This is a genomic window from Aeromonas sp. 130281, assembly GCF_056642115.1.
Map to the genome: position 1 here is coordinate 1,462,423 of NZ_JBWVQS010000001.1, position 25,794 is coordinate 1,488,216.

Sequence of the window (25,794 nt, forward strand, 5' to 3'; positions counted from 1 at the left end):
AACTAAGCCCGTCAATCGTCAGTGATGTCCGCAGCATAACTCGCTGACGTTTTTTTCCAAAAAATCCAACTTCAATATAAAAAACTGCTACGCCTTCTCATTTAACTTGTTTTTAATTATTAAAAAATTAATTACACAACCGTTTAAAATCAACAAAACACAAATAAAAACATATAGATAAAATCAAACACCCCCTGATCTCATTTTACCTCTTAAAGAAGAGGGAAATATCCTCCTGCCTGAACCTGAACTGAAATCCCCCGGCCACCAAAGATAGAGTTAAATACTGCAAAAATGTCATTCCACGATACCGAGGCCATGGAGACAGGCGGTTTATCGATAAGTTCAAAAATAATCAATAAAATGGCAAAATACAAAATTAACAACATCTTTACACGAAGTGGCGCATTCTTTACGGAATAAAACGCCAAAAAAAATGCCGCTATCCTGCATAGTCTTCTAATTCCCCCTGTCGTCCCCATCCTCGTCGTGCCATTTGACGTCAATCATCAAACCTTGATAAGCCTTACGCACCGCTCCAACGAGGGCGGTAAGGGAAGCAAACAAAAAAACAATCAGGAAGGATACTAACGATGCTTAGGAAAAGCAGACTCTCTGCTGCCGTAGCGTTTGCCTTGGCGAGCGCGGCAGTTGTGGGCACCCCTGCCCTGGCCGAAGAGGGCCAGAATGTCGAAAAACTGCAGAAGATCAAGGTCACCGGCTCGCGGATCTCCCGGGTCGATGTGGAAGGATCCACCCCGGTCGTCTCAGTGACCAAGGCAAAGATCGAGCAATCCGGTCAGCAGACCGTCGCCGATTACCTCAAACAAGCCTCTTACAACTCCTTCGGTGGCGTCTCCCCGGCCTCCGGCAGCTCCTTCCAGTCCCAATCCACCGTCGGCCTGCGCGGCCTGGGGTCAGAGCGCACCCTGGTGTTGCTGAACGGCAAGCGGGTGGCGGGTTCCCCCACCATGGGCGGCACCTCCATCAACCTCAACACCATCCCCATGGCCGCCGTTGAGCGGGTCGAAGTCAACCTGGACGGCGGCTCCGCCATCTATGGTTCCGACGCCATCGGTGGTGTCATCAACGTGGTGCTCAAAGAGGGCTATGACGGCCTGACCTTCCAGGGACGCCTCGGCTCCCCGACCGAAGAGGGCGGTGACGAGAGCAGTGGCTCCGTCGTGGCAGGCGTCAATGGCGAGAAGGGCTCGCTGATGGCGGTCTACGAGCACGACAAGAAGGACGTCATCTACAGCCGTGATCGCGATTATCTGGCCAAGCAGGGCAACGATGCCCCCAGCGCCTACGGTCGCAACGTGGAGGGGATCACCGGCCTCGACGCCAACGGGGATCCCATCTGGAAATACGGCCCCCTGGCCGGTGCCACCAATGCCGACGGCAGTTGCAAGGAGCCCTTCATCGGCTTCGAGGGCGGCTGCAACTTCAACTACGGTCAGGTCGCGGCCACCACGGCCTCCCGCAGCCGTGACACCCTCTATGTGAACGGTCGCTACCACATCAACGACACCGTCGACTTCGTGCCACAGATCATCGGCTCCCGGGTCGAGAGCTTCGGCCGCTTCGCCCCCGCCGCCGGTGCCTTCGCCATAGATCCGTCCAACCCGAACAACGCCCAGTTCTTCACCGACAACGGCCTGGACGCCGCCGCCACCCAGGGTCTGGGTGAAGCCGCCTACGCCTACTACCGCTTCAGCAACGTCGGTCCCCGTGACAACTATGTCACCGACATGACCGGCAGCCTGAACCTCGGCTTCGAGGGCACTGTCACCACAGAATCCGTGGGCGACATGCAGTGGAACGCCGGTTACATGTACTCCAAGACCGACAACAAGGAGAACGGCACCGGTTACGTGCTGCAATCCGCCGCCCAGCAGGCCATCGCTGACGGCAAGTTCGTCGGGGGCGAGTTCGATCCCAAGAGCACTGCCGCCATGGCAGCCGACACCAGCCGCCGCTCCACCATGGACTTCTACCAGTGGTACGCCGGTGTCCAGTGGGACATGGGTGAGCTGCCGGCCGGTCCGGTCAGCTGGTATGCGGGCGCCGAGTACAACGACTGGGTCTATACCGACAAGTACGATGCCCAGTCCGAGGCCGGCAACATCATCGGCTCCTCCGGCAACTCCTCAGGCGGGGTGCGCGACGTCACCGCCGCCTACATCGAGTCCCTGGTGCCCATCACGGATCAGATCGAGCTGAACCTGGCCGGTCGCTTCGATGACTACAGCGACTTCGGCAGCGCCTTCTCCCCCAAGGCGAGCCTGCGTTACCAGCCGCTGGACAACCTGATGCTGCGCACCTCCTGGTCCCGCTCGTTCCGCGCCCCCAGCCTGAGCGATCTCTACGCGGCTGACTCCTTCTCGGCCGACTGGGCCAAGGACTATGTCTACTGCGAGGCCAACGGCATCTCGGCGGCGGACTGCCCGAACCGTCAGTACGACACCACCCGCACCTCCAACGAGGAGCTGAAGGAAGAGACGGCAGACACCTGGAACTTCGGGGTGGCCTACAGCCCGCTGGATGACCTGAACCTCTCCCTGGACTACTACACCATCAAGATCGAGGACGTGATCCAGCTGAACACCCTGCAGTCCGTCATCTATGACGAGCTGAACAACGGGGGCTCCAGCAACGTCACCCGCAACAGCCAGGGCAAGATCAGCGGTGCCATCGCCCCCATGGTCAACCGGGGGACCCTGAACACCAGCGGCCTGGATCTCAAGCTGGATTACCGCTACGACCTGACCTCCGCCACCATCCGCTATGACCTCGGCGGCACCTACATCCTGGAGTACAAGGAAGGCCTGTACGCCGGTGGCCCCGTCATCGACAAGATCGGCCAGAACGGCAAGCCGCAGATGCGCTTCAGCTCCGGCGTGGGTGTCAATGTGCCCCAGTGGTGGAACATGGATACCTACCTGAGCGCGAACTACATCGACTCCCAGAGCCAGGACTACATCGCCGACACCGGTGAGGAAGTGGGCCACATCGCGTCCCAGACCACCTGGAACCTGAACGTCGGCGTGGATGCCCCCTGGAACGGCAAGATCCAGGTCGGGGTGAAGAACATGTTCAACGCGGGCCCGTCCCTCGAGAGCGATGGCTTCACCTATGACGAGGAGCTCTACAGCATCGACGGTCGCATCTACTACCTCGACTACGCCCAGAAGTTCTGATCCACCAGGAAAGTGACGAGCCGGCCCCCTCGGGCCGGCTCTGCCCAAGGTTCCAAGGAAGTCACGGAGATAGGGTAATCCTATGAAAACAAGGACTATTACAATGAAGAAAGCGCTCCTCGGCAGCCTGGTTTCGGCTGCCCTGCTGACCAGCTTCAATCTGAGTGCCGCCTCTGCCGGTCAGGCAGTGGACGCTCAAGCCGCCACCGACAATGCCTCCAAAGTATCCCAGCAGAAGATCGACAGCTACGCCGAGTCTGCCGAGTCTGCCCTGGCCCAGTACAAGGCCGCCCTGCGCCAGGTCGACAGCCTGCGCACCTACAACGAGCAAGTGGGCAAGATGGTCGACTCCCAGAGTGCCGAACTAGCCTCGATGCAGCGTCAGATAGCCCAGATCGATCAGACCAGCACCGAGGTGGTGCCCCTGATGCTCAAGATGATCGACTCCCTCGATCAGTTCGTCGCCCTGGACCTGCCGTTCCAGAAGGTCGAGCGGGAGGACCGCGTGGCGGCCCTGACCGATCTCATGAACCGGGCCGACGTCACCATCTCCGAGAAGTACCGCAAGATCCTCGAGGCCTACCAGATCGAGGAGGGCTTCAGCCGCACCATCGAATCTTACAAGGCCAGCCTGGACAAGGACGGCGGCGAGAAGACCTACGAGTTCCTGCGCGTCGGCCGTATCGCCCTGCTCTACCAGTCCCCGGATGGCAACGAGACCGGCATGTGGAACAAGAAGACCCGCCAGTGGGAAGAGCTACCCCAGGAGTATCGCAGTGCGGTTGAACAGGGCCTTCGCATCGCCAAGAAGCAGGCGCCCCCCGCCCTCATCAAGCTGCCGGTTCAAACTGCGGAGAAAGCATCATGAAAGGAATCAGACTCGCCATTGCCTCCCTGATCGCGGGAGCCACCCTGATCACCCTGCCGGTGACCGCCGCCGAGAAACCGGTGGATCTCAATGCCCTGCTGAGCCAGGTCAAGGCCGCCAGCACCAGCGAATCCCAGCTCAACAAGGAGCGGGAGGCCCGCTTCCTGGCTGACAAGAACGAGCAAGGGGCCCTGCTGGCCAAGGCCAAGGCGGAGCTGGCCGCCGAGACCGCCAAGGGCGAGCAGCTCAAGGCCACCTTCGATGCCAACGACAAGCAGCTCACCGAGCTGACCGAGACCCTGCGCCAGCGCTCCGGCAACATGGGCGAGATGTTCGGCGTGCTGCGCCAGTTCGCCGGCGAGTTCAAGGGGATCTTCAACGCCTCCGCCCGCCGGGTCGAACACCCTGAGCAGACGGCACTGCTGACCCGTCTGGCGGAGAGCAAGGAGCTTCCCTCCAGCGACGATCTGACCGCCTTCTGGACCACCACCCTAGGCCGCATGGTCGATGGTGGCAAGGTGAGCCAGATCCCGGCGACCGTGGTTTACGGCGAGGGCAACCAGGCCGAGAAGACGGTGACCCAGATAGGCGAGTTCAACACCGTCTCCGAGGGCAAGTACCTCACCTTCGTGCCGGAGACCGGCAAGTTCGAGCAGCTCTCCCGTCAACCGGAGAAGAGCGTGCTGGAGCCGATCGCCGAGTTTGAACAGGGCAACGGCGCCGTCGAGCCCATCTTCATCGACCCGTCCCGCGGGGTGATCCTCTCCCTGCTGGTGCAGTCGCCAACCCTCAAGGAGCGGATCGATCAGGGGGGTGAAGTGGGTTACGTCATCATGGTGCTTGGCGTGCTCGGCACCCTGCTGGCCATCTTCTGCGGTATCCGCCTGTCGTTGATCGGCTCGTCCATGCGCAAGCAGCTGAAATCCGAGCAGATCATCAAGGGCAACCCCATCGGCGAGATGCTGGGGGCCTATCAGTCCCACCGCGGTGACAACATAGAGGATCTGGAGTCCAAGCTCGACGAGATCATCCTGCGCAACGTGCCCAAGTTCGAGAAGGGCATCAGCATCATCAAGCTGATCGCCTCGGTCGCGCCGCTGCTGGGTCTGCTGGGTACCGTGGTGGGGATGATCGCCACCTTCCAGGCCATCACCCTGTTCGGTACCGGGGATCCCAAGCTGATGGCGGGCGGCATCTCCGAGGCCCTGGTCACCACCATGCAGGGTCTGGTGGTCGCCGTGCCCATGCTGTTCCTCTACACCATAGTGCAGACCCAGAGCCGTCGTCTGATCCAGGTCCTGGAAGAGCAGAGCGCCGGTTTCGTCGCCCGTTATCAGGAACGTCTGCACGCCGCCAAAGCCGCAGCCTAAGGAGTCACCCATGTGGTTCTGGTTGATTGAAGAAGTCGAGTCGGTCCGCCGGTTTCTGGGATTGGGGGGCGACGTACTGGTCGCCCTGTTCTTCCTGACCCTGATGATGTGGGCCCTGCTGCTGGAGCGCTGGTTCTACTTCATGGCGGTCTATCCCAAACAGGTGAAGCAGACCAAGGCGACCTGGCTGGCCCGCAGCGATCACCTCTCCTGGTCTGCCAAGCAGATCCGGCGCGAGCTGGTCTCCCGGGTCGCCATGGCGGTGGACAAGGGGATGCCGGTCATCAAGGTGCTGATCGCCCTCTGTCCGCTGATGGGGCTGCTCGGCACAGTGGTGGGCATGGTGCAGGTGTTCGACACCCTGGCCATCACGGGCACGGGTTCCCCCAGGGCCATGGCCTCGGGGATCTCCAAGGCGACGGTACCGACCATGGCGGGCATGATTGCCGCCCTTTCCGGCCTGTTTTTTGTCAACCAGCTCGATCACAAGGCCAAGTTGGCGGTGCAGAAGCTGGAAGACAACCTGAAACACGGCTGATGCAGGATGCACATCCCCGGCAGGCCCAGGCCCGCCGGGGCACAGAACAAGCAAGGAGTTTTTTGCCATGAGAAAACGTCACAGCGACAGCGGTGCCGATGAGGCGGCCATCGATCTGACCCCCATGCTGGACATAGTGTTCATCATGCTGATCTTCTTCATCGTCACCACCTCGTTCGTCAAGGAGTCCGGCGTGGAGATCAACCGCCCGAGCGCCAGCACGGCCGAGACGGTGAAGAAGGGGAACATCATGGTCGCGGTCCGCGAGAACGGCCAGGTCTGGGTCGACAAACGGGTCGTCGAGGTGGGCGCCGTGCGTGCCAACATCGAGCGGCTGCGGGCGGAGAACCCGGAGAGCGCCGTGGTGATCCAGGCCGATACCGAGTCCCGTTCCGGGCTGGTCGTCCAGGTCATGGATCAGATCCGCATGGCCGGTGTCCAGAACATCTCCATCGCGGCGAGCAAGAGCAGCTGATGCCGGAGCGAGCACCATGAGATACCTGATAGCGATAGCTGTCTCCTGTGTGGTGGTGTTCTTCCTGTTTCTGGGAATGAACAAGCTCATCACACCGGATCACCGGGAGCTGACGGAGAGAGAAGACGTCACCATGACCGACTTCATTCGCCTCAAGCCCCAGGAGACCCTGCAAGAGAAACAACGGGAACTGCCCAAACCGCCGCCCCCGAACCGCCCGCCGCCCCCACCCGAGATGGAGGTGGCGAGCACGGACAGGCCCAAGATGGACAGTGCCCCCATGGACATGCCCAAGCTCGACATCCCGGTCAACATCGGCGGCGGCAACGCCCTGGGTGCCTACAGCACCGGCGGCGGTGGTGGCGGCATGGGCGGCAACAACGGCGCCATGCCCATGGCGACCTTCGAGCCCATGATGCCCCGCAAGGCGGCGCTGGCCGGTCTCGCCTCCGGCAAGGTACTGGTGGAGTTCACCGTCACCGAGCGCGGCACCGTCAGCAACATCCGGATCGTCAAGGAAGAGCCCCGCAGCTACGACCTCGGCAAGGAGGCGCGCAAGACCATTGCCAAGTGGACCTTCAAGCCGGCCATGGTGGACGGCAAGCCCCAGGCAAGCCGCATGCAGCAAGAGATCGAGTTCGCGGTCAACTAAGGAAGGTGGCGATGAAAAAGTTACATACCCTGATCCTCGCCCCGGTGGCCATGGCGGTACTGCTCAGTACCGCCGGCTGGGCCGCCGAGCAACCCGCCCTGTCTGATCGCGCCTACCGCGCGGTCAACAAGGCCCAGGCGTTGATCACCGAGAAGAAATACGGCGAGGCCAATGCCAAGCTGCAGGAGGCGCTGTCCGGCGCAGGCGAGCGGGTCTACGACAAGGGGGTGATCCTGCAGACCCTGGGCTTCGTGGCCGCCCAGCAGGAGAAATACAGTCAGGCGACCAGATACTTCGCCGATGCCATCGCCACCGGCGGCCTGCCGCAGCCGGTGGCCCAGCAGGTGCGCTACAACCTGGCCCAGCTCTATATGGCGGAGGGGAACTTCAAGGGCTCCATCAGCACCATGAAGGAGTGGTTTGCGAACCTCGGCAAGGAGGAGAAGCCGACCCCGCACGCCTACATCACCCTGGCCAACGCCCATGTGCAGCTCAAGCAGTACCGGGAGGCCATACCGGCGGTGGATCAGGCGATCAAGCTCTCCGCGGGCAAGGCGCCGGAGTCCTGGTATCTGCTGAAGATGGCGGCCCACTACGAGCTGAAACAGTACAAGCCGGCCACCGAGGTGCTGACCGCCCTGGTGGACAAATACCCGGAGAAGAAGAAGTACTGGACCCAGCTCTCCGCCATGCACATGCAGGCGGGCAACGATGCCAAGGCCCTGGCGGCGCTGGAAGGCGCCTACAACCTCGGCATGCTGACCGAGGCGGCCGAGTTGCAGCGGCTCGCCAACTACCTGGCCTTCGCCGGCATTCCCCACCGCGCCGCCCGCGTGATGGAGAAGGCGATGAAGGAGGGGACCATCGAGAGCAGCGCGGCCAACTACAAGACGCTCGCCAACTACTGGCATCAGGCCAAGGAGCTGGATCCGGCCATCGACACCCTGGCCAAGTCCTACCAGCTGGCCCCCAGTGCCGAGCTGCAGCTGAAGATGGCGCGCATGATGATCCAGAGCAAGCGCTACAAGGATCTGGTCGCCCTGGCCGCCAAGCCCGCCGCCAATGCCAGCGGCGAGCAACGGGCGGATCTGAAGTTCCTGACCGGGGTCGCCTACTTCGAGCAGCAAAAGCCGAAGGAGGCGCTCAGCGCCTTCACCCAGGCCGCCCAGAATGGCAACGTCAGTGGCCGCGCCTCCCCCTGGATCAGCTTCCTGAAGGAGCAACAGGGCGGCGCCGTCACTCAATAAACCGGCACACCATGGGCAGGCATCCGCCCATGGCGACAGCCCATCCACAAGGGGGTCAGCCCCGCAGCTTGCCTGGTGGCAATTGGCCGCTCTTCGGAGCGGTCTTTTTTATGGTCCCCTCCCCCGGTTGTCACGAGATCCCTTCCTTGTATGAGGCGAAAAAAATCCGGAGCCTGGGCTCCGGATTGGGTCATTGGGTTGATGCGGGGTTAACCCCTCAACCGATTATCAATAGTTGCACACCCGCTTCAGCAACCGGGACAACTCAGTAGTTGCACACCAGCTTCCAGCTGCCGTCACCCGCTCTGAGTTCGCTGCTGGTACAGCATCCGGGACAACTCAATTGTTGCACACCAGCTTCCAGCCGCCATCGCCCGCTCTGAGCTCGCTGCTGGTACAGCAGCCGGGACAACTCAATAGTTGCACACCAGCTTCCAGCTGCCGTCACCCGCCTTGGGCTCGCTGCTGGTCCACCAGTTGGCCTGCCACACCGCCTTGCCGTTGGTCATGCGGTCGTTGCCATTGGCGTGATCCCCGCGCGGCCAGGTCGGATAGGCATTGTAGTCCGCCGGGTTGACGTTCTGGCTGGCGCAGCTGGCGCCACCGCTGCCGCCGTCACCGCCACTGCTGCCCCCCAGCACCGCCTCGGCCAGGGCCGGGAAGTCGGACTTCAGGCCTATGGTCTGGCTGCCGGCAATCAGGCGCATGCCGCTCGGCACGCCGGCGGCCGGCAGGTAGTAGGTCATGGCCACTTCCACCTCGGTGCCCGGCGCCCAGGCCTTCCAGGCCGGCAGCGTCAGGGCCACCTTGTGGAAGTCCTTCTCATTGGCGATGCCGTCGGAGTTCTGGTTGCCGCCGCTCTCCACCACTTTCAACCCCATGCCGCTCTGGTCGGTGATGGTGTCGGAGGTGGAGGTGGGCATCAGGAACTCGATGCGGGTGCCGCCCGGTATGGTCTGGGTCGACTTGTTGGTGAGCTTGAGGGTCGGGTTGATCGGGTAGTTGGAGTCCCCTTCCTTGAAGCCGGAGAGGCTCACGCCGATGTCGAGCTGGGCGGCCGGGGCCGGCAGATCGTTCTGCTTCAGGGCCGCCTTGTCGGCCTTGCTGAACTTCTCGTAGGCGAGGCTGGTGAGGGTGCTGCCCATCACGTACTCGTTCTTCGCGGCGTCGAAGTCATAGTCCCCCGCCATCTCCCAGAACATGACGCCCCCCAGGCCCCGCTTGACTATGTAGTCGAGCTTGTGACCCATGGACTCTTCATCTTCGGTGGAGAGGAACACCTTCTTCTGCTCGTTCCACAGCCAGGGCGCATGGGCCTTGTCGTCGTAGTAACGCACGTACTGGCCTTGCATCACGTGGGCCGGGTTGTTGGGATCCAGACCCCAGGCCTGGCCGTAGCTCGGCAATGTGGTGATGCCGAGGCTGGCCGCGTGCTCCAGGTTCTTGGCATGCCACATGGGCACGGCGCCGCCGCCTATCTCCTTGCCGTTCTTGTCCAGATCATGCCAGATGTTGTCGATGCCGACCGCCCCGTTGCCGCAGGGGATGGTGCTGCCACCGGTCCCCGGCTGGCAATCGCTCTGGCTCGGCAGCGCCGCCTTGCCCCCCAGGCCGTGGGTGCCACCGGTGACCCCCTGCCAACCACGGGTGTAGTAAGGCACCCCTATGTTGATCTTGCCCGCCGCCAGGGCGCCGCGGAAGTAGTGGGCCGCCCAGGCGGAGTTGAGATAGCCGATGCCACCAAACTGGGCCTGGGTGTAGACACCCCACTGGGACAGCTCGGGATCCGCCTTGTTGTCGAACAGGGCGGCGTTGTGGCCGACGAAGTGGTTCCAGGCACCGTGGAAGTCATAGGTCATCAGGTTGACGTAGTCGAGGTACTGGGTGACCTGGAAGTTTTCCATGCCGCGCAGCAGGTAGGCCGAGGCCGGCGAGGCGATGGTCAGCATGTATTTGCGACCGTCCTCGGTCCCGGCGCTGTCGAGCTTGTTGCGCAGGGTCTTCATCAGCACTTCATAGTTCGCAAACAGCTTGCCGCGACACTGGTTGGAGAGCGGGAAGTCGTTGGGGTTGCCCGCATCCTTCATGGAGGTGGGGTACTCGTAGTCGATGTCCACCCCATCGAAGCCGTACTGGCGGATGAAGCCCACCGCCGAGTCGGCGAAGGCGTTGATGCCGGCGGTGTTGACCGAGCAGTCGCCCTTGGTGGTGGCGGCGTAGAAGCCGCGGGTATCGGCCCAGCCCCCCACGGAGATGAGGGTCTTCACGTCCGGGTACTGCTTCTTGTACTTGGACAGCAGGTTGAAGTGGCCCTGATAGGCGAACTCGGGATCCATCTCGGCGCCCGGCACCCCGTTCCAGGTCAGCTTGGTGGCGGCGTCATCCACCTTGATGGTGTGGCTCTGCTCGTCCACCGCCGCGAAGGCGTAGTTGATGTGGGTGATCTTGTCCCAGGGGATGTCGCCCACCAGGTAGGCGGGCAGGCCGTTCTTGCCGGTGCGCCAGGAGGTGAAGTAACCGATGACGCGGCGGCCGTGGTCATCCCCCATGCACTCGCTGCCGTCGGCGCGGTAGATCTGGCGCACGTCGCAGGAGAGATTGCCGCCGGTGGGGGGCAGGGCCGCCTCCTCCACCTGGACATCCACCTGGGCCGATTCGCCAGAGAGATTTGCCTTGTCGGTCGCCACCAGCTTGAGACCGGTCAGCCCCTTGTTCTGGGGCGTCCAGCTCAGTTGCCAGGGGGCGCTGCTGTCCTCGCCCACCTTCTGGCCATTCACGAAGAGCTCGACCTTGGCGACGTCGTCATTGGCGTCGGTCACATTGCCGGTCACGGTGAGGGCGCGGCCCAGGGTCACCCTGGCCCCGGCGGCGGGGCTGGCGATGCTCACCCTGGGCGCCTCTGGCGCCACCACGGCGGCGACCTGGAAGCTCGAATCCGCCTCGCTCAGCACCTTGCCGTCTTTATCCAGCGCCCGTGCCTTGAGGGCGTGATTGCCCACGCCGGCGGCAGACCAGCTGGCACTCCAGGGGGAAGCCATGGCCGTGGCGACCAGGGTGCCGTCGATGAGGTATTCCACCCGGGCGAGTGCCGTGACCGGGCCGCTCAGGGTCACCGCCAGGGCCAGGCTGGCCCCTTCGCTGACGCTGCTGCCCACGGCGGGGGAGCCGATGGCGACCACCAGGGCCGGCGGCGGCACCTCGCCGCCAAAGAGCTTCCAGGCATCTGCCCAGACGGCGCCGACACCGGGTTCGTAGTGGTAAGGCGACGCGCCGCACCAGCCGGAGTAAGGGAATTCCTTGCATTCATAGAGGGCGCCTGCGTTGCTGACGATGTCGCCAGCCTTGTAGGCGGTGCCGGCCTGATAGGCGGGATAGGCGGCCTGCGCCCAGGCAGGGACGGCCGCAAGGGCGACCAGCATGGCGAGCCTGCTGGGCCTCAAGATCTGTTGCATATTGTTATCATCCTTGTTTTGTCTTGGCTTCTAAGACCGGGAAAAGCGCAATCGCAACAGGGAACAAGGGAGCGACAACAGGCCATGGACGGGCCACAAACCCTCAAGTCACCCTGGGTAACCCCGCTGTCTGGCCCGCTTGGGGCAGATCGGAGGCTTTGCGTCCCGGCATCACTGCCGGTTTGCCCTTTGCCTGGGTTCCGTGAGGAACGGCTCGAGTATAGGAAGCAAGTGGCAACCGCTCAATCTTTATTCTCTAAGGAAAATATGTGAATGCCGGCCGGCTCACACTTCCCCTCAATCGGCCAACTAACCATTAAGTCATTAATATCAATCTGTTAGCCACGTCAAAAAAACGGACTCAGCCTCTTTTGTCTCCCCATAATGTGCGTTGCCTCACTGGTCAGAGCTGCCAGAAATGTGACAATGCGCGCCCTTGGCCAAAGCGCCAAGGCTATGGAAACACTGGCAAAAATAAAAAAAGGAATACCCATGAAAGGAAGACCTACCCTGCTGTCCCTGGCCGTGGGGCTCGCCCTCGCGTCCCCGTCTCTCCATGCCGCCGGCTTCAGCTGCCCGGCCGACAGCGCCCTCACCCCCATCCCCGCCATCCAGGGCAGCGGCGACAAGAGCCCCCTCGTTCCGGGCGATCTGTTCGAGAGCCCCGGGACTGTCAAGGTCAAGGCTCTGGTCTCCGCCCTCGGCGAGAGCCTGAACAGAGGCTTCTACCTGCAGGATCTGCAGGGGGACGGCAACCCCGAGACATCGGACGGCATCTTCGTCTACCTCAACGACAAGCAGTTCGCCAGCAAGTACCCGGGCATCCAGCCGGGGGCCCTGGTCTGCCTGGAGGCCAGGGTCGAGGAGTTCTACGGCCACACCCAGCTCAAGCCACTGGTTGACGGCAACGCCCCGCGCCTGGCGGTGCTGGCCCAGGGCGCGGCACCGGCCGCCACGGCGCTGCGGGTGCAGGAAGGGGAGACCCTGGCCCGGGCCCTGGAGCGTCACGAGGGGATGCGGGTGCGCCTCGATGAGGGCAGCGCGCTCAAGATAAGCCGCAACTTCAGCTACGACTACGCCGCCAAGCGCAACAACCTGGTGCTCGCCCACGGCGCCCCGCTGATGAAGCCGACCCAGCTCCATGTGGCGGGCAGCCCAGAGGCCGTGGCGCTGGCCGAGGCCAACGCCGGCAACCGCGTCTTCCTCGAATCGGACTTCAAGGCCGCCAACGGCAAGCTCCCCTGGCTGCCGGCCTGGGAGCCGGAGCAGGGCTATCTGCGCATCGGCGATGCCCCGCTCAACCTGGAGGCCCTGGTGGGCTACAGCTATGACGAGTACCGCCTGATCGTGCCCAAGGAGCAGCGCATCACCGCGGGGGATCTGCTGCGCACCGACGAGAACGATCGCCAGGGTGCTCCGGCCCGCGCTCATGACAGCGACCTGCGGATCGGCAGCTTCAACGTGCTCAACTACTTCACCAGCCACTCCAGCGTGGGGGGCGCCCTCAACGTGCTCTGCGCGGATCAGGCGGATGCGGACAGCGCCAAGGGCTGCAACCGCGGCGCCAAGAGCCTGGAGGAGTTCCAGTTGCAGCGCGCCAAGATAGTCAACGCCATCGCCGAGATGGACGCCGATCTGCTCGGCCTGATGGAGATGGAGAACAACGGCTTCGACGAGCACGCCGCCCTCCACGATCTGGTGCAGAGCCTCAACGCCCGCCAGAAAGAGGCGAGCAAGCACTACGCCTTCGTCACCCTGCCCAAGGCCCTGCTCACCGAGGAGCGCTTCTTCGGCGGCGACGCCATCATGGTGGCCATGATCTACCGCCCCGCCCTGCTCACCCCGAGCGGGGATGCCGAGGTCATCCCCCTGCCTGAGCAGCGCTACACCACGGGTGGCGTCCCCAGGAGCGCCGGTCAGCGGGACTCTCTGGTGCAGCGCTTCACGGTGGCGGGCAGCGACGCCCCCCTGACCCTGGTGGTCAACCACCTGAAATCCAAGGGATCGGGCTGCTACGAGAACGGGGATGGCAAGACGGAGCCTGCGGATCTGCAGGGCAAGTGCACCGAGTTTCGGGTGAGCGCCGCCAGGGTACTGGGGGAGGCGGTGAGCAAGATGCCGGGCCAGGTGCTGCTGGTGGGGGACTTCAACTCCTACGCCAAGGAGGATCCCATCCGGGTGTTGACCGACTATGCGCCGGTCGCGGGGGAGCGCCAGATCCGCTCCGCCTCCCACACCTTCATCGGCGAGCAGCCCTACGAGCAGATAGGCCAGGCGGTGGGCAAGGGTTACGGCCTGGTGGATCTGAACGTCAAGTTCAACCAGGCGAAAGCCATCTCCTACAGCTACGAGGCCGAGCTCGGCACCCTGGACTACGCCCTCGCCAACCCGGCGCTGGCTGACAAGGTGGTGGCGGTGGCCGACTGGCACATCAACTCGTTCGAGAGCAACCTGTTCGAATATGGCGGCGCCTTCAGCGGCGATCTCATCAAGTCGGACAACCCCTTCAGCGCCTCGGATCACGATCCCGTCATCGTCGACCTCAAGCTCAAGGAAGAGAGCAAGGGGGGCGGCGGGGCCATGGGGGCCCTGCTGCTGGCCCTGTTGCCGCTGGCCTGGCGGCGTCGGCACTCGTCATGATCCGCATTGAATAACGCCAAAAGCCCGCGACAGCCGCGGGCTTTTTCATTTTGGTCATTTGATTTGTAAATGAAGAGGCCGTCATCATGAAAAAAGCAAATACCCAAACAAACAAAAAGGCCACCGCAATGCGGTGGCCTTAAGTGTTTGGTGGAGCTACGCGGGATCGAACCGCGGACCTCTTGCATGCCATGCAAGCGCTCTCCCAGCTGAGCTATAACCCCAAGTTGTGGCGAATCAAGGTCAAGACCTTCACTCTGAATTTGGTGGAGCTACGCGGGATCGAACCGCGGACCTCTTGCATGCCATGCAAGCGCTCTCCCAGCTGAGCTATAGCCCCAAATTCTTTCTTCATTAGACAACGGGTTCTGGCGGCCAGTTGCCTTACTGCTAAATAGTGGTGGAGCTACGCGGGATCGAACCGCGGACCTCTTGCATGCCATGCAAGCGCTCTCCCAGCTGAGCTATAACCCCACAAAGGTCGGCCTGGGTGTTACACACCGCACTGCCCTGGGTACTTCATTTCAATCGGGAACCTGGTGGAGCTACGCGGGATCGAACCGCGGACCTCTTGCATGCCATGCAAGCGCTCTCCCAGCTGAGCTATAACCCCTTGGATTCCAGATTGCTCGAGGAGAATTTGGTGGAGCTACGCGGGATCGAACCGCGGACCTCTTGCATGCCATGCAAGCGCTCTCCCAGCTGAGCTATAACCCCAACTCACCTCGGCGCTACCAAAGTTATCTCTGGCAACGGAGGCGCATGATAGGCATCACCCGCTTTGCTGTCAACCCAAAAATAACGCCCGTTGGAGCGTTTAGTCAAAATTCAGCCAGTTAGCTGTTTTTACCGCCAACTGCGTCGCTATGTCGCTGTTTTATGTCATGAATCTGAGCGCCGCACAAAAGCAAAGGGCCCCCTTGCGGGAGCCCTTTTTCAAGCAATGGCAGAGGCTTATTCGGCTGCCATGCGCGCTTCGATATAGGCCAGGGCACGATCGATGCGGGCCAGCACCCGCTCCTTGCCCACCAGCGCCATCACGGCGTCGATGGCGGGGGAGAGATTACCCCAGACCGGTGACGGCAATGTGCGACGGCAAGCTTACTCGGCGGCCATGCGCGCTTCGATATAGGCCAGGGCACGATCGATGCGGGCCAGCACCCGCTCCTTGCCCACCAGCGCCATCACGGCATCGATGGCAGGGGACTGACCCAGACCGGTCACGGCCACGCGCAGCGGCATGCCGACCTTGCCCATGCCCTGACCCAGTTCGGCGGCGGTCGCTTCAATCAGCTCGTGCAGCGCCTCGGTGGTCCAGGTCTCCAGCGCCGCCAGCTTGGCCCTGGCCAGGGTCAGCGGCTCGGCCGCGACGCCGCGCAGGTGCTTCTTGGCGGCCGCTTCGTCGATGGCCTCGTACTCTTCGAACAGGTAGCGGCTCTGGGCGGCCACCTCCACCAGGGTGTTGCAGCGCTCAGCCAGCAGGGTCACCACGGCAGGCAACGCCGGGCCCTTGCTGGTGTCGATGTTCTGGGTGGCCATGTGCCATTCCAGGTGCTTGGCCACATAGGCCGGATCCAGGCTGCGCATGTAGTGGTTGTTGAGCCACAGCAGCTTGTCGGTGTTGAAGGCGGAGGCGGACTTGGAGATGGCGTCCAGGCTGAACAGCTTGATCATCTCTTCCAGGCTGAAGATCTCCTGATCGCCGTGGGACCAGCCCAGACGCACCAGATAGTTCAGCAGGGCTTCCGGCAGGTAGCCGTCGTCCCGGTACTGCATCACGGAGACAGCACCGTGGCGCTTGGAGAGCTTGGCGCCGTCGTCACCCAGGATCATGGAGACGTGGGCAAACTCAGGCACGGGCGCGTTCAGGGCCTTGTAGATGTTGATCTGGCGCGGGGTGTTGTTGATGTGGTCTTCGCCACGCACCACGTGGGTGATCTCCATGTCCCAGTCATCGACCACCACGCAGAAGTTGTAGGTGGGGGCGCCGTCGGTGCGGCGGATGATGAGATCGTCGAGCTCGGTGTTGGCGAACTCGATGCGGCCACGGACGTGGTCATCGAACACCACTGAGCCTTCGGTGGGGTTGCGGAAGCGAATGACGTGGGGCGCATCGGCCGGGTGATCGTGGGCGGCATCCCGGCACTTGCCGTCATAGCGGGGCTTCTCGCCGCTCGCCATCTGGCCTTCGCGCAGCGCCTCCAGGCGCTCCTTGGAGCAGAAGCACTTGTAGGCACGGCCATCGGCCAGCATCTCGTCGATGATGCCGTTGTAGCGATCGAAGCGCTTGGTCTGGTAGTAGGGGCCCTCATCCCAGTTCAGCTCCAGCCATTCCATGCCCTCAATGATGGCGTCGATCGCCTCCTGAGTGGAACGTTCCAGGTCGGTATCCTCGATACGCAGCACGAACTCGCCGCCCTGGCTCTTTGCGAACAACCAGGAATAGAGTGCGGTACGGGCACCGCCGACATGCAGAAAGCCGGTCGGGCTGGGAGCAAAACGGGTTTTGACTTTCATCTTTAAGCCTTGTGTAGAGGGCCTTGGGCCAATGCGTTAGAAAAAACCGTCGCATTTTAGCACTCAGAATCACGGATGGGAAAACCATGCAATAGCCGGGGCCTAAACAGGTCTTGATTCCGCCGGGGTACCGTTCTTTGAGAGGGATCGCAGAACCGCCCCTCATTTTCAGCTTTGCTGATCAACATTGCTGGAGGAATCTCCCGCCATGCCGATAATTCATACAACTTTCTACTCACAAGGAACACGAGATGCAGTTTCGCTCCATCCAGAATCGCATCCTGGTACTGGCGGGGGTCGCCATGACCACGGCCCTGGTCATCCTGATCCTGCTCAACCAATACTCGAGCAAGCAGTCCCAGCAGCTGACCATCAGTTCCAGCCGCGCCGCCCTGCAGCAGGAGGCCTGGCAGAAGGTGAGTGCCAACGCCCGCGCCGAGGCCGCCACCATCACCCAGTTGCTGCAAAAGGGACTCTCCTATACCCAGCAGATGGCCAGCGTCTTCGCCCAACAGCAAGGGGGCAAGCTGCCGCTGGATCGCCAGCAGGCCACGGATCTGCTCAAGGCGCAGCTCGGCCTGGAACCCCAGCTCTACGGCGCCTTCGCGGGCTTCGAGCCCAACGGCTTCGACGGCCAGGACAGCGCCTTCGCAGGCCAGAGTGCCCTTGGCAGCGATGACAAGGGGCGTTTCGTCCCCTACTTCTATCGCGACAAGGAGAACATTGGCTCGGATCTGCTGCTCTCCATCGAGAAGAGCGACCCGGACGAATTCGGCAATCCGGCCAACGACTACTACGCCTGCCCGAAACGGGAGGGGCGCTCCTGCCTCATCGATCCCTTCAAGGTGGACATCAACGGCCAGCAGGTGCTGGTGAGCACCATCACCACCCCCATACTGGTGGGCGGTCAGTTCAAGGGCATTGCCGCGCTGGATCTGGCGGTGGACTCCATCAGCCGCCAGGCCCAGTCCCTCAACAGCAACATCTATGACGGCAAGGGAGAGACCCTGATCGTCAGCGCCGCCGGCGTCATCACAGGCACCAGCGGGGACCCCAGCCTGCTCGGCAGCCGCGCCGACAAGCTGCTGGGCGACGGCTGGCAGCAATACCTCAAGCCCGAGCTGCAACGCCAGGAGCTTGACGAGGCGTTTCGCATCTCTGTGCCCATCGCTGTGCCGGGCATGGCCCGCAACTGGGCCATCATAGTCACCCTGCCCTACCAGGTGGTGCTGGCGGGGGCCGATCAGCTGGAGAGCCAGCTCACCGAGATGAACCGGGCCGCCATGACCCAGCAGCTCATCGGTGCCCTCATCGTTCTGGTGCTGGCCCTGGCCACCATGCTGGTGATCGCCCGCAGCATCACGGGCCCCATCCGCCAGATGGTCAGCCTGGTGGATGACATCGCCGATGGCGAGGGGGATCTCACCAAGCGCCTGAACACCCGCTCCCAGGACGAGCTGGGGTCACTGGCCCGCGGCATCAACCGCTTCATCGACAAGTTGCAGGTGCTGCTCGGGGACGTGCAGAAGACCGCGAGCGAGGTCCATCGCCATGCGGGGGATACCGACCGCATCGCCGGCCAGACCGACAGCAACCTGCAGCATCACCAGGCGGAAATGGAGCAGATGCTGACCGCGGTGCAGGAGATGTCCTATGTCAGCCAGGAGGTGGCCACCCACGCCAACAACACCGCCGACTCCGCCAAGCAGGCACAGGGGGCGGCGGATCAGGGCAAGGTACGCTTCCAGCAGGTGATCCAGTCCATGCACAAGGTCGCGGCCGAGGCGGGCAAGGGGGCCGAGGTGGTCGAGGGGCTGGCCCACGACAGCGAGCAGATCACCAGCATACTCACCGTCATCCAGGGCATCGCCGATCAGACCAACCTGCTGGCGCTCAACGCCGCCATCGAAGCGGCCCGGGCCGGCGAGCAGGGGCGCGGCTTTGCGGTGGTGGCCGACGAGGTACGCAAGCTGGCGGGCAACACCCAGCAGGCGGTGCAGAACACCCAGGAGCTGATCGAGAAGATCCGCCACAGCTCGGCCAATGCAGTCAACGCCATCCAGCAGAGCCAGCAGCTGACCCATCAGGCGGTGGGCGAGGCCGATCTGGCGGAGGCGGCCCTCGACAGCATCTTCCAGGCCATCGCCACCATCAACGACATGACCTATCAGATAGCCTCCGCCGCCGAGGAGCAGAGCTCGGTTTCCGAGACAGTCTCAGGCAACCTGTCAAAAACCAACGCACTGGCCAACGACATCGCCCAGGATGCGACCAATACGGCGAAAGCCAGCCAGGCCTTGCGCCAGGCGGCCGAGCGTTTGCAGCAGTTGCTGGGGCAATTTCGTCTCAGCTGATAATTTTCATGCTCAGGGCTCTCCCCCTCGGGGGCGAGTCCGTTTACCATAGGCGCTATATTTGCCTGATGGCAGGCAATGTAGTGAGAGGTAAATGCCGTGCCCACCCCGGACCGTCGCCCACGTGGCCATAACAGACGAGCCCAGCAGCGTCGCCAGGACGAATCACAAGGAACCCTGCTCCATCGTATCAATGCCGCTACCCTGCCCCTGCGTCAGCGCCTCGGTCAGGGCATGAGCGGCCTTGGTCAACGCAACAAGGAACCCAGAACCAGCTCATTCAAGCTGGCGAGCCCGCTGCCGCGCAAGCACACCATAGGCCTGCTGGTGCTGGTGCCTCTCTGGCTGTTGCTGCTCGCCTGGGAACCCGCCCCCGCCGCCCCCAGGGCGGCCCCTTCCGGTTCGCTCGCCGTGCCGCTGGCCGTGCCGACCCAGGCGCTGACCGTGGGCAACGGGGCCGCAGGCAGTGCGCCTGTCGCGGCCAAACCGGTCGAGGAGAAGGTGGATGGCACCTGGCTGCAGCACGAGGTGCAGGCTGGCGAGACCCTCTACTCCATCTGGCGCAAGTTTGAACTGCCCGGCGCCGAGCTGAGCCGCCTGATCGCCATAGAGGGGCCGGACAGGCCGCTGACCCGGCTGCAATCGGGCAAGTCGGTGTTCATCCTGGTGGACACAGGCCGCCGCATCCAGCGGGTCGAGATCCGCTCCTTCGGTCAGGCAAACTACCGCTACGACCGACAGGGTGAAGGGTTCGCCCTCAAGGAATAAAAAACGGGAGGCCATGGCCTCCCGTTTTTTTGACCAGAAGCATGAAACAAGCCGCTGACTTCCCAATACTTTTAGCTCGCTCAAAAAATGAAAAGTGCCAAATTGACAAGGGATCGGGCTCCAGTACAATCGATTGTGCTTTAGACAGGGATTGTACTGCATGCCACTGGAACAAATTGACGTAGTCAGTCATGGGTAGGCCCCTGCATTCTAGGCAAATGCTGCCCAACAAGGCGTTAGTTTCATTTTGTTATAGATAGGACTTACCACATGTCTGACATTCGCACCGGCCAAGTAAAATGGTTCAACGAAACCAAGGGTTTTGGCTTCATCGAGCAATCCCAGGGACCGGACGTTTTCGTTCACTTCTCCTCCATCCAGAGCACTGGTTTCAAGACCCTGGCTGAAGGTCAAAAAGTCCAGTTCACCGTGACCCAGGGCAAGAAAGGCCCCCAGGCTGAGAACGTGACTCTGCTCTAAGCCGCACTCGTGAACTCGCAGGAGGAGCCAAGGCCCCTCCTATTTTTTTGCCCGCCGTTTCCCCTTCCCCGCCACGCTCATAAGCCTGTCCGCAGCAACCACCACCCTCCCCAACACCTGTGCACAAAGCGGCTACAGAAGACATGGGTCTGATCTGGCTGAATGCCGGATACGACAAATCATCGCGGCGCGATGTGATGGACAATTCAAATGGATGATGAGGACTTCGAAGAGAGATTGGATTCGTGAGCTTGGGGGAGAGAGATTGAATTTGAAGAGAGATTGGAGCGGGAAACGAGACTCGAACTCGCGACCCCGACCTTGGCAAGGTCGTGCTCTACCAACTGAGCTATTCCCGCAACAGGATGTCTTCTGCAAGTGATTGGAGCGGGAAACGAGACTCGAACTCGCGACCCCGACCTTGGCAAGGTCGTGCTCTACCAACTGAGCTATTCCCGCATCGGAATAATCATCTGCAGTAGCTTACTAATACGTATTGGAGCGGGAAACGAGACTCGAACTCGCGACCCCGACCTTGGCAAGGTCGTGCTCTACCAACTGAGCTATTCCCGCTACATGTGTCTTGAGGCTGTGCTGATGATTGGAGCGGGAAACGAGACTCGAACTCGCGACCCCGACCTTGGCAAGGTCGTGCTCTACCAACTGAGCTATTCCCGCATCGGAATATCATCTGCAAACTTTTGGAGCGGGAAACGAGACTCGAACTCGCGACCCCGACCTTGGCAAGGTCGTGCTCTACCAACTGAGCTATTCCCGCAACTACCTTAAAACAGCCGTACAGCATTTGGTTGCTTGCGCTACTGTACGGGAGCCGAATTATAAGAGCAGTCATTCCAATTGCAAGGGCTTTTTTGTCACTGTGCAGCCGTTCGCTCAAAAGCTGGCCGAACTGCCGATTTTAGCAACCGGGCGACGGCAACCCCTTGCCGGGGACTCAGATTTTGAAGACGTGGCTGCGGTAGAACTGCAGTTCGGCGATGGACTCGCGGATGTCGTCCAGCGCCTGGTGGGAACCGCTCTTGGTGAACTTTTCCAGCAGCTCCGGCTGCCAGCGGCGCACCAGCTCCTTGATGGTGCTGACGTCGACGTTGCGGTAGTGGAAGAAGGCTTCCAGCTCCCCCATGTGCTTGACCATGAAGCGGCGATCCTGGCCTATGCTGTTGCCGCACAGGGGGCTGGTGCGCTCCGGCACCCACTGACGGATGAACTCGAGGGTCTCGGCCACGGCGCGGGCCTCGTCGTGCTCGCTCGCCTTGACCCGGGCCACCAGCCCGCTCTTGGTGTGGGTGTTGACGTTCCACTCGTCCATCTTGGCCAGCTCTTCATCGCTCTGGTGAATGGCGATGACGGGCCCTTGTGCCAGCACGTTCAGATCCTTGTCGGTGATGATGGTGGCAATCTCCAGAACCACGTTCTCTTCGGGGTCCAGCCCCGTCATCTCCATGTCGATCCATACCAGGTTCTGCGCGCTGACTGTCATGATTGCTCTCTCTATTGGGAGGAATGGCGGAATTTTGCCAATTTGCATGTATCATACTGGCTTTGGATCTGTTCATAAACTGGCGAATCGAGTGGCAAAGAAAGCAAAACTCAATCTGGGTCAACAGAGGCGCGTTCAGGCCAACCGCGAGCGGCGGCTGCAAAAAGATCACACCACTGTGGTGGATGACACCCTGTTTGGCCCGGCCATCGAAGGGGTGGTGATCAGCCGCTTCGGCCAGCATGCGGACGTGGAAGCCGTCGATGGCACCATCCACCGCAGCAACCTGAGGCGCAGCAGCATCAACAGCCTGGTGTGCGGTGACAAGGTGGTGTGGCGTCCCGGTCTCAATGCCGCGACCGCCGGCGTCATCGAGGCGGTGCATCCCCGTCACTCGGTGCTGACCCGGCCGGACTTCTACGACGGGGTCAAACCCATCGCCGCCAACATCGACCAGATAGTCATCGTCTCGGCGGTGATGCCCGAGTTCTCCACCAACATCGTCGACCGCTACCTGGTGGCCGCCGAGGATGTGGAGATCGCCCCCCTCATCGTGCTGAACAAGGTCGACATGCTGGACGAGGTGGCCCGCACCCGGGTCGAGGGCCAGCTCGCCGCCTACCGCAAGCTCGGCTACCCGGTGATCCTGGTGAGCTGCGAGAGCGGCGAAGGGCTCGATGAGCTGAAAGCCGCCCTGACCGACAAGATCAGCATCTTCGTCGGCCAGTCCGGGGTGGGCAAGTCGTCCCTGACCAACGCCCTGATGCCGGGGCTCGGCGTGCTCACCGGCGAGATCTCCGAAAACTCGGGGCTGGGCACCCACACCACCACCACGGCGCGGCTCTATCACTTCCCGAGCGGCGGCGATCTCATCGACTCCCCCGGGATCCGCGAGTTCGCCCTCTGGCACCTGGAAGCCGATCGCATCACCTGGTGTTTCGTGGAGTTTCGCGACTACCTCGGCAGTTGCAAGTTCCGCGACTGCACCCACAAGGACGATCCCGGCTGCGCCCTGCGGGCGGCGGTCAGCAGTGGCGCCATCAGCCCTGACCGCTTCCACAACTATCACCGCATCCTGGAAACCATGCAGGAAGCCCGCCACGGTCGGCAACAAGCCCGGCTGTGACCCAATCAACCTCCCTCTTTTTAGAAAGAGCAGATGAAGATCATGAGCATCACTGACAACCTGAAAATTGCCGGTCAATACTGCCTGCCCAAACATGCCCTCTCCCGCCTGGTCGGCAAGCTTGCCGCCGCCGAAGCTGGCAACCTCACCACCCGGGTGATCGAGGCCTTTATCAAGCAGTACGGCGTCGACATGAGCGAAGCGCTGCACGAGGATCCGGCCCACTACGCGAGCTTCAACGCCTTCTTCACCCGCGAGCTCAAGCCGGGGATCCGCCCCCTGGTCGAGGATGCCATGACCCTGGCCCTGCCGGTGGACGGCACCGTCAGCCAGCTCGGCCCCATTAACCAGGGCCGCATCATCCAGGCCAAGGGCCACGACTACAGCGCCCGCGAGCTGCTGGGCGGCTTCGAGGATCTGGTGGCGCCGTTCAAGGATGGGGACTTTGCCACCATCTATCTGGCGCCCAAGGATTACCATCGCATCCACATGCCGCTGGACGGCGTGCTGGAGAGCATGGTGTTCGTGCCGGGGGATCTCTTCTCCGTCAACCCGCTCACCGCCGAGAACGTGCCCAACCTGTTCGCCCGCAACGAGCGGGTGGTTGCCACCTTCCGCACTCCGCACGGCCCCATGGCGCTGGTGCTGGTGGGCGCCACTATCGTCGCCAGCATCGAGACCATCTGGGCCGGCAACATAGCGCCGACCAGACAGAAGGAAGTGGTGCGCTGGGATTACACCGGCGACGAGGCCATCACCCTGCAAAAGGGCGCCGAGATGGGGCTGTTCAAGCTCGGCAGCACAGTCGTCTGCCTGTTTGGCCCGGGCATGCTGGCCGGTTTCGAACCCCACCTGGCCAACGGCGTCACCACCCGCATGGGTCAGCCCTTTGCCAAGCTGGCGGAGCAGGCATGAGTGACCAGCCGAAGCCTGCTAGCTCGCAGAAAAACAACCCGCTGCACGGGCTGACCCTGGAGGCGATCGTCACCGCCCTGGTCGAGCACTACGGCTGGGAAGCCCTGGGGCAGCAGATCAACATCCGCTGCTTCACCGAGGATCCCAGCGTCAAGTCCAGCCTGAAATTCTTGCGAAAAACTCCCTGGGCGCGGGAAAAGGTCGAGAGCCTCTATCTGTACGTCCAGCGCAAGCAGGCGAAACAGGCAGGATCCCACAGTGTTTAAGTCCAGCCTGAAGTTCCTGCGCAAGACTCCCTGGGCGCGAGAGAAGGTAGAGAGCCTCTATCTCTACGTTCAGCGCAAACAGGCCAAACAGAAGGAAGACCCCAGTGGCGTTTAAGATTACCTACACCTACAAGAAGCAGGCCAAAGAGATAGGCTACGCCAACGACAAGTTCAACAGCATCTATGACGCCATCGCCGCGGCCGAGGGGCTGGATCTCTCCAGCTTCCACGCCATGGAGGCCCAGCTGGCCCAGGTGTGCCGCCGCGACAAGAAGAGCGTGAAGGACTACAGGGAGAACTACTTCAAGGAGCTGGGCTTCTCCAATGTCGTGATCGAACGGGACAATCTCGAAGACAAGCAGGAGTGAGCATGCGAACCCTGACTCTGATGGCCGCCTCCCTGCTGCTGGCGGCCTGTAGCACCCAGACTCCCCAGCTGGTCGGCAACGATCAGGATGCCCACGGCTGCCGTGCCAGCGCAGGTTACCAGTGGTCCCCCCTGCTCGGCCAGTGCGTACGCCTGTTCGAACAGGGGGTGCGCCTGCAATCCCTCGAGGCCACCGAGACCGGCAGCGCCTTCGTGCTGTTCAACGCCGATCGGAGCAAGGCCGAGCTGACCCTGCCAAGCGGCGAGCTGATCCCCCTTGACCGCCAGGGCGAGGAGGGAAACTGGTCCTGGCAGGGAGGGGCCTACCAGCTCTTCCCCTGGAAGGGCTATGTGCTCAAGTCCGGCGAGCGGGCGCTGTTTCACGGTGACAGCGCACTCCAGCCCTGATCCCCTGAGATAAGCATCCAACCCCCGGCCCAGCCGGGGGTTTTGTTTTTGGAAAGCGCGAACCATTGCCGGCAGGCCAGCCCGCAGACAAAAAAGCCACGCCCGTGGGGCGCGGCAAAGGTAGGCAGGGTCACTCAACTTGCTGGAACCGACAGGGACTGGCCGGCAGACCGACAACCTGGCGGCAGGGCGGCAGGGCGGCGTCAGAGCCGCCCCATCCTGGCTCAACGGTCGATGGCATCCAGCACCCGGGCAGAATAGACCATGGCGGCCCCGGCATTCATGGCAACGGCAACCCCCAGTGCATCTGCAATCTCCGCCCGGCTGGCCCCCTGCTTGAGGGCGGCATCGGCATGGACGGCGATGCAGCCATCGCAGCGGGTGGTGACGGCCACCGCCAGCGAGATGAGTTCGCGGGTCTTGCCATCGAGTACGCCGCTCTTGCTGCCGGCGGACGACAGCTGCTGATAACCCTTGAGGGTATCCGGGCTCAGGGTGCCCAGCTCCATGACGCGGCCCATCAACTGTTTGCGGTATTGATCCCAGTCTTGCATCTTGACTCTCCGGTGTGACAGAACAGGCCCCTGCCTGCTCGATGAAGCCAGTATTGCATCGAGGATTGAGTCGTTTAATACTTTAAAGACGCAAAT

20 protein-coding genes, 10 tRNA genes, 2 pseudogenes and 1 riboswitch are annotated in these 25,794 nt (G+C 62.2%); of the genes and pseudogenes, 17 read left to right on the forward strand and 15 right to left on the reverse strand.

Annotated elements, in window-relative coordinates:
• Positions 1-593 precede the first annotated feature (593 nt).
• The 7 genes from AC1IN8_RS06580 to AC1IN8_RS06610 all read left to right on the forward strand — a co-directional run bounded on the left by AC1IN8_RS06580 (position 594) and on the right by AC1IN8_RS06610 (position 8,350).
• The gene (locus AC1IN8_RS06580; RefSeq protein ID WP_265437597.1) at positions 594-3,200 is read left to right on the forward strand and encodes a TonB-dependent receptor plug domain-containing protein; all 2,607 of its coding nucleotides are present in this window, start codon (positions 594-596) and stop codon (positions 3,198-3,200) included.
• A gap of 103 nt (positions 3,201-3,303) precedes the next feature.
• Entirely contained in the window at positions 3,304-4,068 is a 765-nt protein-coding gene (locus AC1IN8_RS06585) for a DUF3450 domain-containing protein (RefSeq protein ID WP_202046608.1), read from the forward strand.
• Positions 4,065-5,438, forward strand: coding sequence for a MotA/TolQ/ExbB proton channel family protein (locus AC1IN8_RS06590; RefSeq protein ID WP_139439731.1), 1,374 nt, complete (start codon positions 4,065-4,067; stop codon positions 5,436-5,438). Before AC1IN8_RS06585 ends, AC1IN8_RS06590 begins: the two co-directional genes overlap by 4 nt.
• 10 nt (positions 5,439-5,448) lie before the next feature.
• The gene (locus AC1IN8_RS06595; RefSeq protein ID WP_068979220.1) at positions 5,449-5,976 is read left to right on the forward strand and encodes a MotA/TolQ/ExbB proton channel family protein; all 528 of its coding nucleotides are present in this window, start codon (positions 5,449-5,451) and stop codon (positions 5,974-5,976) included.
• A 67-nt stretch (positions 5,977-6,043) separates the two neighbouring features.
• On the forward strand, positions 6,044-6,451 hold the full coding sequence (locus tag AC1IN8_RS06600; protein ID WP_005327075.1) for an ExbD/TolR family protein: 408 nt from the start codon (positions 6,044-6,046) through the stop codon (positions 6,449-6,451).
• Positions 6,452-6,467: 16 nt separating this feature from the next.
• Positions 6,468-7,103: an energy transducer TonB gene (locus AC1IN8_RS06605; RefSeq protein WP_106887700.1), complete on the forward strand. Its 636-nt coding sequence runs from the start codon at positions 6,468-6,470 to the stop codon at positions 7,101-7,103.
• Between the two features lie 11 nt (positions 7,104-7,114).
• A complete protein-coding gene (locus AC1IN8_RS06610; RefSeq protein WP_139436722.1) occupies positions 7,115-8,350 on the forward strand; it encodes a tetratricopeptide repeat protein in 1,236 nt (411 codons plus the stop codon).
• A 413-nt stretch (positions 8,351-8,763) separates the two neighbouring features.
• Here the strand turns inward: AC1IN8_RS06610 and AC1IN8_RS06615 are convergent, their stop codons facing one another.
• Complete coding sequence (locus tag AC1IN8_RS06615) at positions 8,764-11,802, reverse strand: glycosyl hydrolase family 18 protein (protein WP_479758415.1); 3,039 nt, start codon at positions 11,800-11,802, stop codon at positions 8,764-8,766.
• A 113-nt stretch (positions 11,803-11,915) separates the two neighbouring features.
• A riboswitch (cyclic di-GMP riboswitch) is annotated at positions 11,916-11,999 on the reverse strand.
• Positions 12,000-12,294: 295 nt separating this feature from the next.
• Between AC1IN8_RS06615 and AC1IN8_RS06620 the strand changes: the two genes are divergently transcribed.
• Complete coding sequence (locus tag AC1IN8_RS06620; RefSeq protein ID WP_479758416.1) at positions 12,295-14,442, forward strand: ExeM/NucH family extracellular endonuclease; 2,148 nt, start codon at positions 12,295-12,297, stop codon at positions 14,440-14,442.
• 148 nt (positions 14,443-14,590) lie between these two features.
• Here the strand turns inward: AC1IN8_RS06620 and AC1IN8_RS06625 are convergent.
• From AC1IN8_RS06625 to gltX, 7 genes and pseudogenes are all read right to left on the reverse strand, one after another.
• A tRNA-Ala gene (locus AC1IN8_RS06625) sits at positions 14,591-14,666 on the reverse strand.
• Positions 14,667-14,706: 40 nt separating this feature from the next.
• Positions 14,707-14,782: transfer RNA gene (locus AC1IN8_RS06630), tRNA-Ala, on the reverse strand.
• A gap of 58 nt (positions 14,783-14,840) precedes the next feature.
• A tRNA-Ala gene (locus AC1IN8_RS06635) sits at positions 14,841-14,916 on the reverse strand.
• A 63-nt stretch (positions 14,917-14,979) separates the two neighbouring features.
• Positions 14,980-15,055 (reverse strand) — tRNA-Ala (locus AC1IN8_RS06640).
• 28 nt (positions 15,056-15,083) lie between these two features.
• Positions 15,084-15,159, reverse strand: a tRNA-Ala gene (locus AC1IN8_RS06645).
• Between the two features lie 237 nt (positions 15,160-15,396).
• Positions 15,397-15,532, reverse strand: a pseudogene (locus AC1IN8_RS06650) (glutamyl-tRNA synthetase); the annotation flags it as partial.
• An 11-nt stretch (positions 15,533-15,543) separates the two neighbouring features.
• Positions 15,544-16,959 (reverse strand): glutamate--tRNA ligase, encoded by a 1,416-nt coding sequence (gene gltX, locus AC1IN8_RS06655; RefSeq protein ID WP_479758417.1) that lies wholly within the window; start codon positions 16,957-16,959, stop codon positions 15,544-15,546.
• 251 nt (positions 16,960-17,210) lie between these two features.
• On the opposite strand from gltX, the gene AC1IN8_RS06660 reads away from it, so the two are divergent.
• The 3 genes from AC1IN8_RS06660 to AC1IN8_RS06670 all read left to right on the forward strand — a co-directional run bounded on the left by AC1IN8_RS06660 (position 17,211) and on the right by AC1IN8_RS06670 (position 20,561).
• A complete protein-coding gene (locus tag AC1IN8_RS06660) occupies positions 17,211-19,313 on the forward strand; it encodes a methyl-accepting chemotaxis protein (RefSeq protein WP_162519214.1) in 2,103 nt (700 codons plus the stop codon).
• A gap of 99 nt (positions 19,314-19,412) precedes the next feature.
• The gene (locus AC1IN8_RS06665; protein ID WP_139436730.1) at positions 19,413-20,081 is read left to right on the forward strand and encodes a LysM-like peptidoglycan-binding domain-containing protein; all 669 of its coding nucleotides are present in this window, start codon (positions 19,413-19,415) and stop codon (positions 20,079-20,081) included.
• Positions 20,082-20,351: 270 nt separating this feature from the next.
• Positions 20,352-20,561 carry a cold-shock protein gene (locus AC1IN8_RS06670; RefSeq protein ID WP_005327092.1) on the forward strand — a complete coding sequence of 70 codons (210 nt, stop codon included), beginning with the start codon at positions 20,352-20,354 and terminating at the stop codon, positions 20,559-20,561.
• 283 nt (positions 20,562-20,844) lie between these two features.
• Here the strand turns inward: AC1IN8_RS06670 and AC1IN8_RS06675 are convergent.
• The 6 genes from AC1IN8_RS06675 to orn all read right to left on the reverse strand — a co-directional run bounded on the left by AC1IN8_RS06675 (position 20,845) and on the right by orn (position 22,062).
• Positions 20,845-20,920, reverse strand: a tRNA-Gly gene (locus AC1IN8_RS06675).
• A 24-nt stretch (positions 20,921-20,944) separates the two neighbouring features.
• A tRNA-Gly gene (locus tag AC1IN8_RS06680) sits at positions 20,945-21,020 on the reverse strand.
• A gap of 38 nt (positions 21,021-21,058) precedes the next feature.
• A tRNA-Gly gene (locus AC1IN8_RS06685) sits at positions 21,059-21,134 on the reverse strand.
• A 29-nt stretch (positions 21,135-21,163) separates the two neighbouring features.
• A tRNA-Gly gene (locus AC1IN8_RS06690) sits at positions 21,164-21,239 on the reverse strand.
• Between the two features lie 24 nt (positions 21,240-21,263).
• Positions 21,264-21,339 (reverse strand) — tRNA-Gly (locus AC1IN8_RS06695).
• Between the two features lie 177 nt (positions 21,340-21,516).
• On the reverse strand, positions 21,517-22,062 hold the full coding sequence (gene orn / locus AC1IN8_RS06700) for an oligoribonuclease (protein ID WP_139436732.1): 546 nt from the start codon (positions 22,060-22,062) through the stop codon (positions 21,517-21,519).
• Between the two features lie 91 nt (positions 22,063-22,153).
• On the opposite strand from orn, the gene rsgA reads away from it, so the two are divergent.
• The 6 genes and pseudogenes from rsgA (at position 22,154) to AC1IN8_RS06730 (ending at position 25,144) form a co-directional block, all read left to right on the forward strand.
• Positions 22,154-23,188, forward strand: coding sequence for a small ribosomal subunit biogenesis GTPase RsgA (gene rsgA, locus AC1IN8_RS06705; RefSeq protein ID WP_479758418.1), 1,035 nt, complete (start codon positions 22,154-22,156; stop codon positions 23,186-23,188).
• Between the two features lie 42 nt (positions 23,189-23,230).
• Positions 23,231-24,103 carry an archaetidylserine decarboxylase gene (asd, locus tag AC1IN8_RS06710; protein WP_479758420.1) on the forward strand — a complete coding sequence of 291 codons (873 nt, stop codon included), beginning with the start codon at positions 23,231-23,233 and terminating at the stop codon, positions 24,101-24,103.
• A complete protein-coding gene (locus AC1IN8_RS06715; RefSeq protein WP_479758421.1) occupies positions 24,100-24,369 on the forward strand; it encodes a VF530 family protein in 270 nt (89 codons plus the stop codon). Before asd ends, AC1IN8_RS06715 begins: the two co-directional genes overlap by 4 nt.
• Positions 24,353-24,484, forward strand: a pseudogene (locus AC1IN8_RS06720) (VF530 family DNA-binding protein); the annotation flags it as partial. The gene AC1IN8_RS06715 and the pseudogene AC1IN8_RS06720, both read left to right, overlap by 17 nt.
• On the forward strand, positions 24,474-24,737 hold the full coding sequence (locus tag AC1IN8_RS06725; RefSeq protein ID WP_005327324.1) for a DUF2960 domain-containing protein: 264 nt from the start codon (positions 24,474-24,476) through the stop codon (positions 24,735-24,737). The pseudogene AC1IN8_RS06720 and the gene AC1IN8_RS06725, both read left to right, overlap by 11 nt.
• A 2-nt stretch (positions 24,738-24,739) precedes the next feature.
• Positions 24,740-25,144, forward strand: coding sequence for a hypothetical protein (locus AC1IN8_RS06730; protein ID WP_202046616.1), 405 nt, complete (start codon positions 24,740-24,742; stop codon positions 25,142-25,144).
• Positions 25,145-25,368: 224 nt separating this feature from the next.
• Here AC1IN8_RS06730 and AC1IN8_RS06735 read toward each other — a convergent pair whose 3' ends face one another.
• Positions 25,369-25,698: a carboxymuconolactone decarboxylase family protein gene (locus tag AC1IN8_RS06735; RefSeq protein ID WP_024945875.1), complete on the reverse strand. Its 330-nt coding sequence runs from the start codon at positions 25,696-25,698 to the stop codon at positions 25,369-25,371.
• Between the last annotated feature and the right edge of the window lie 96 nt (positions 25,699-25,794).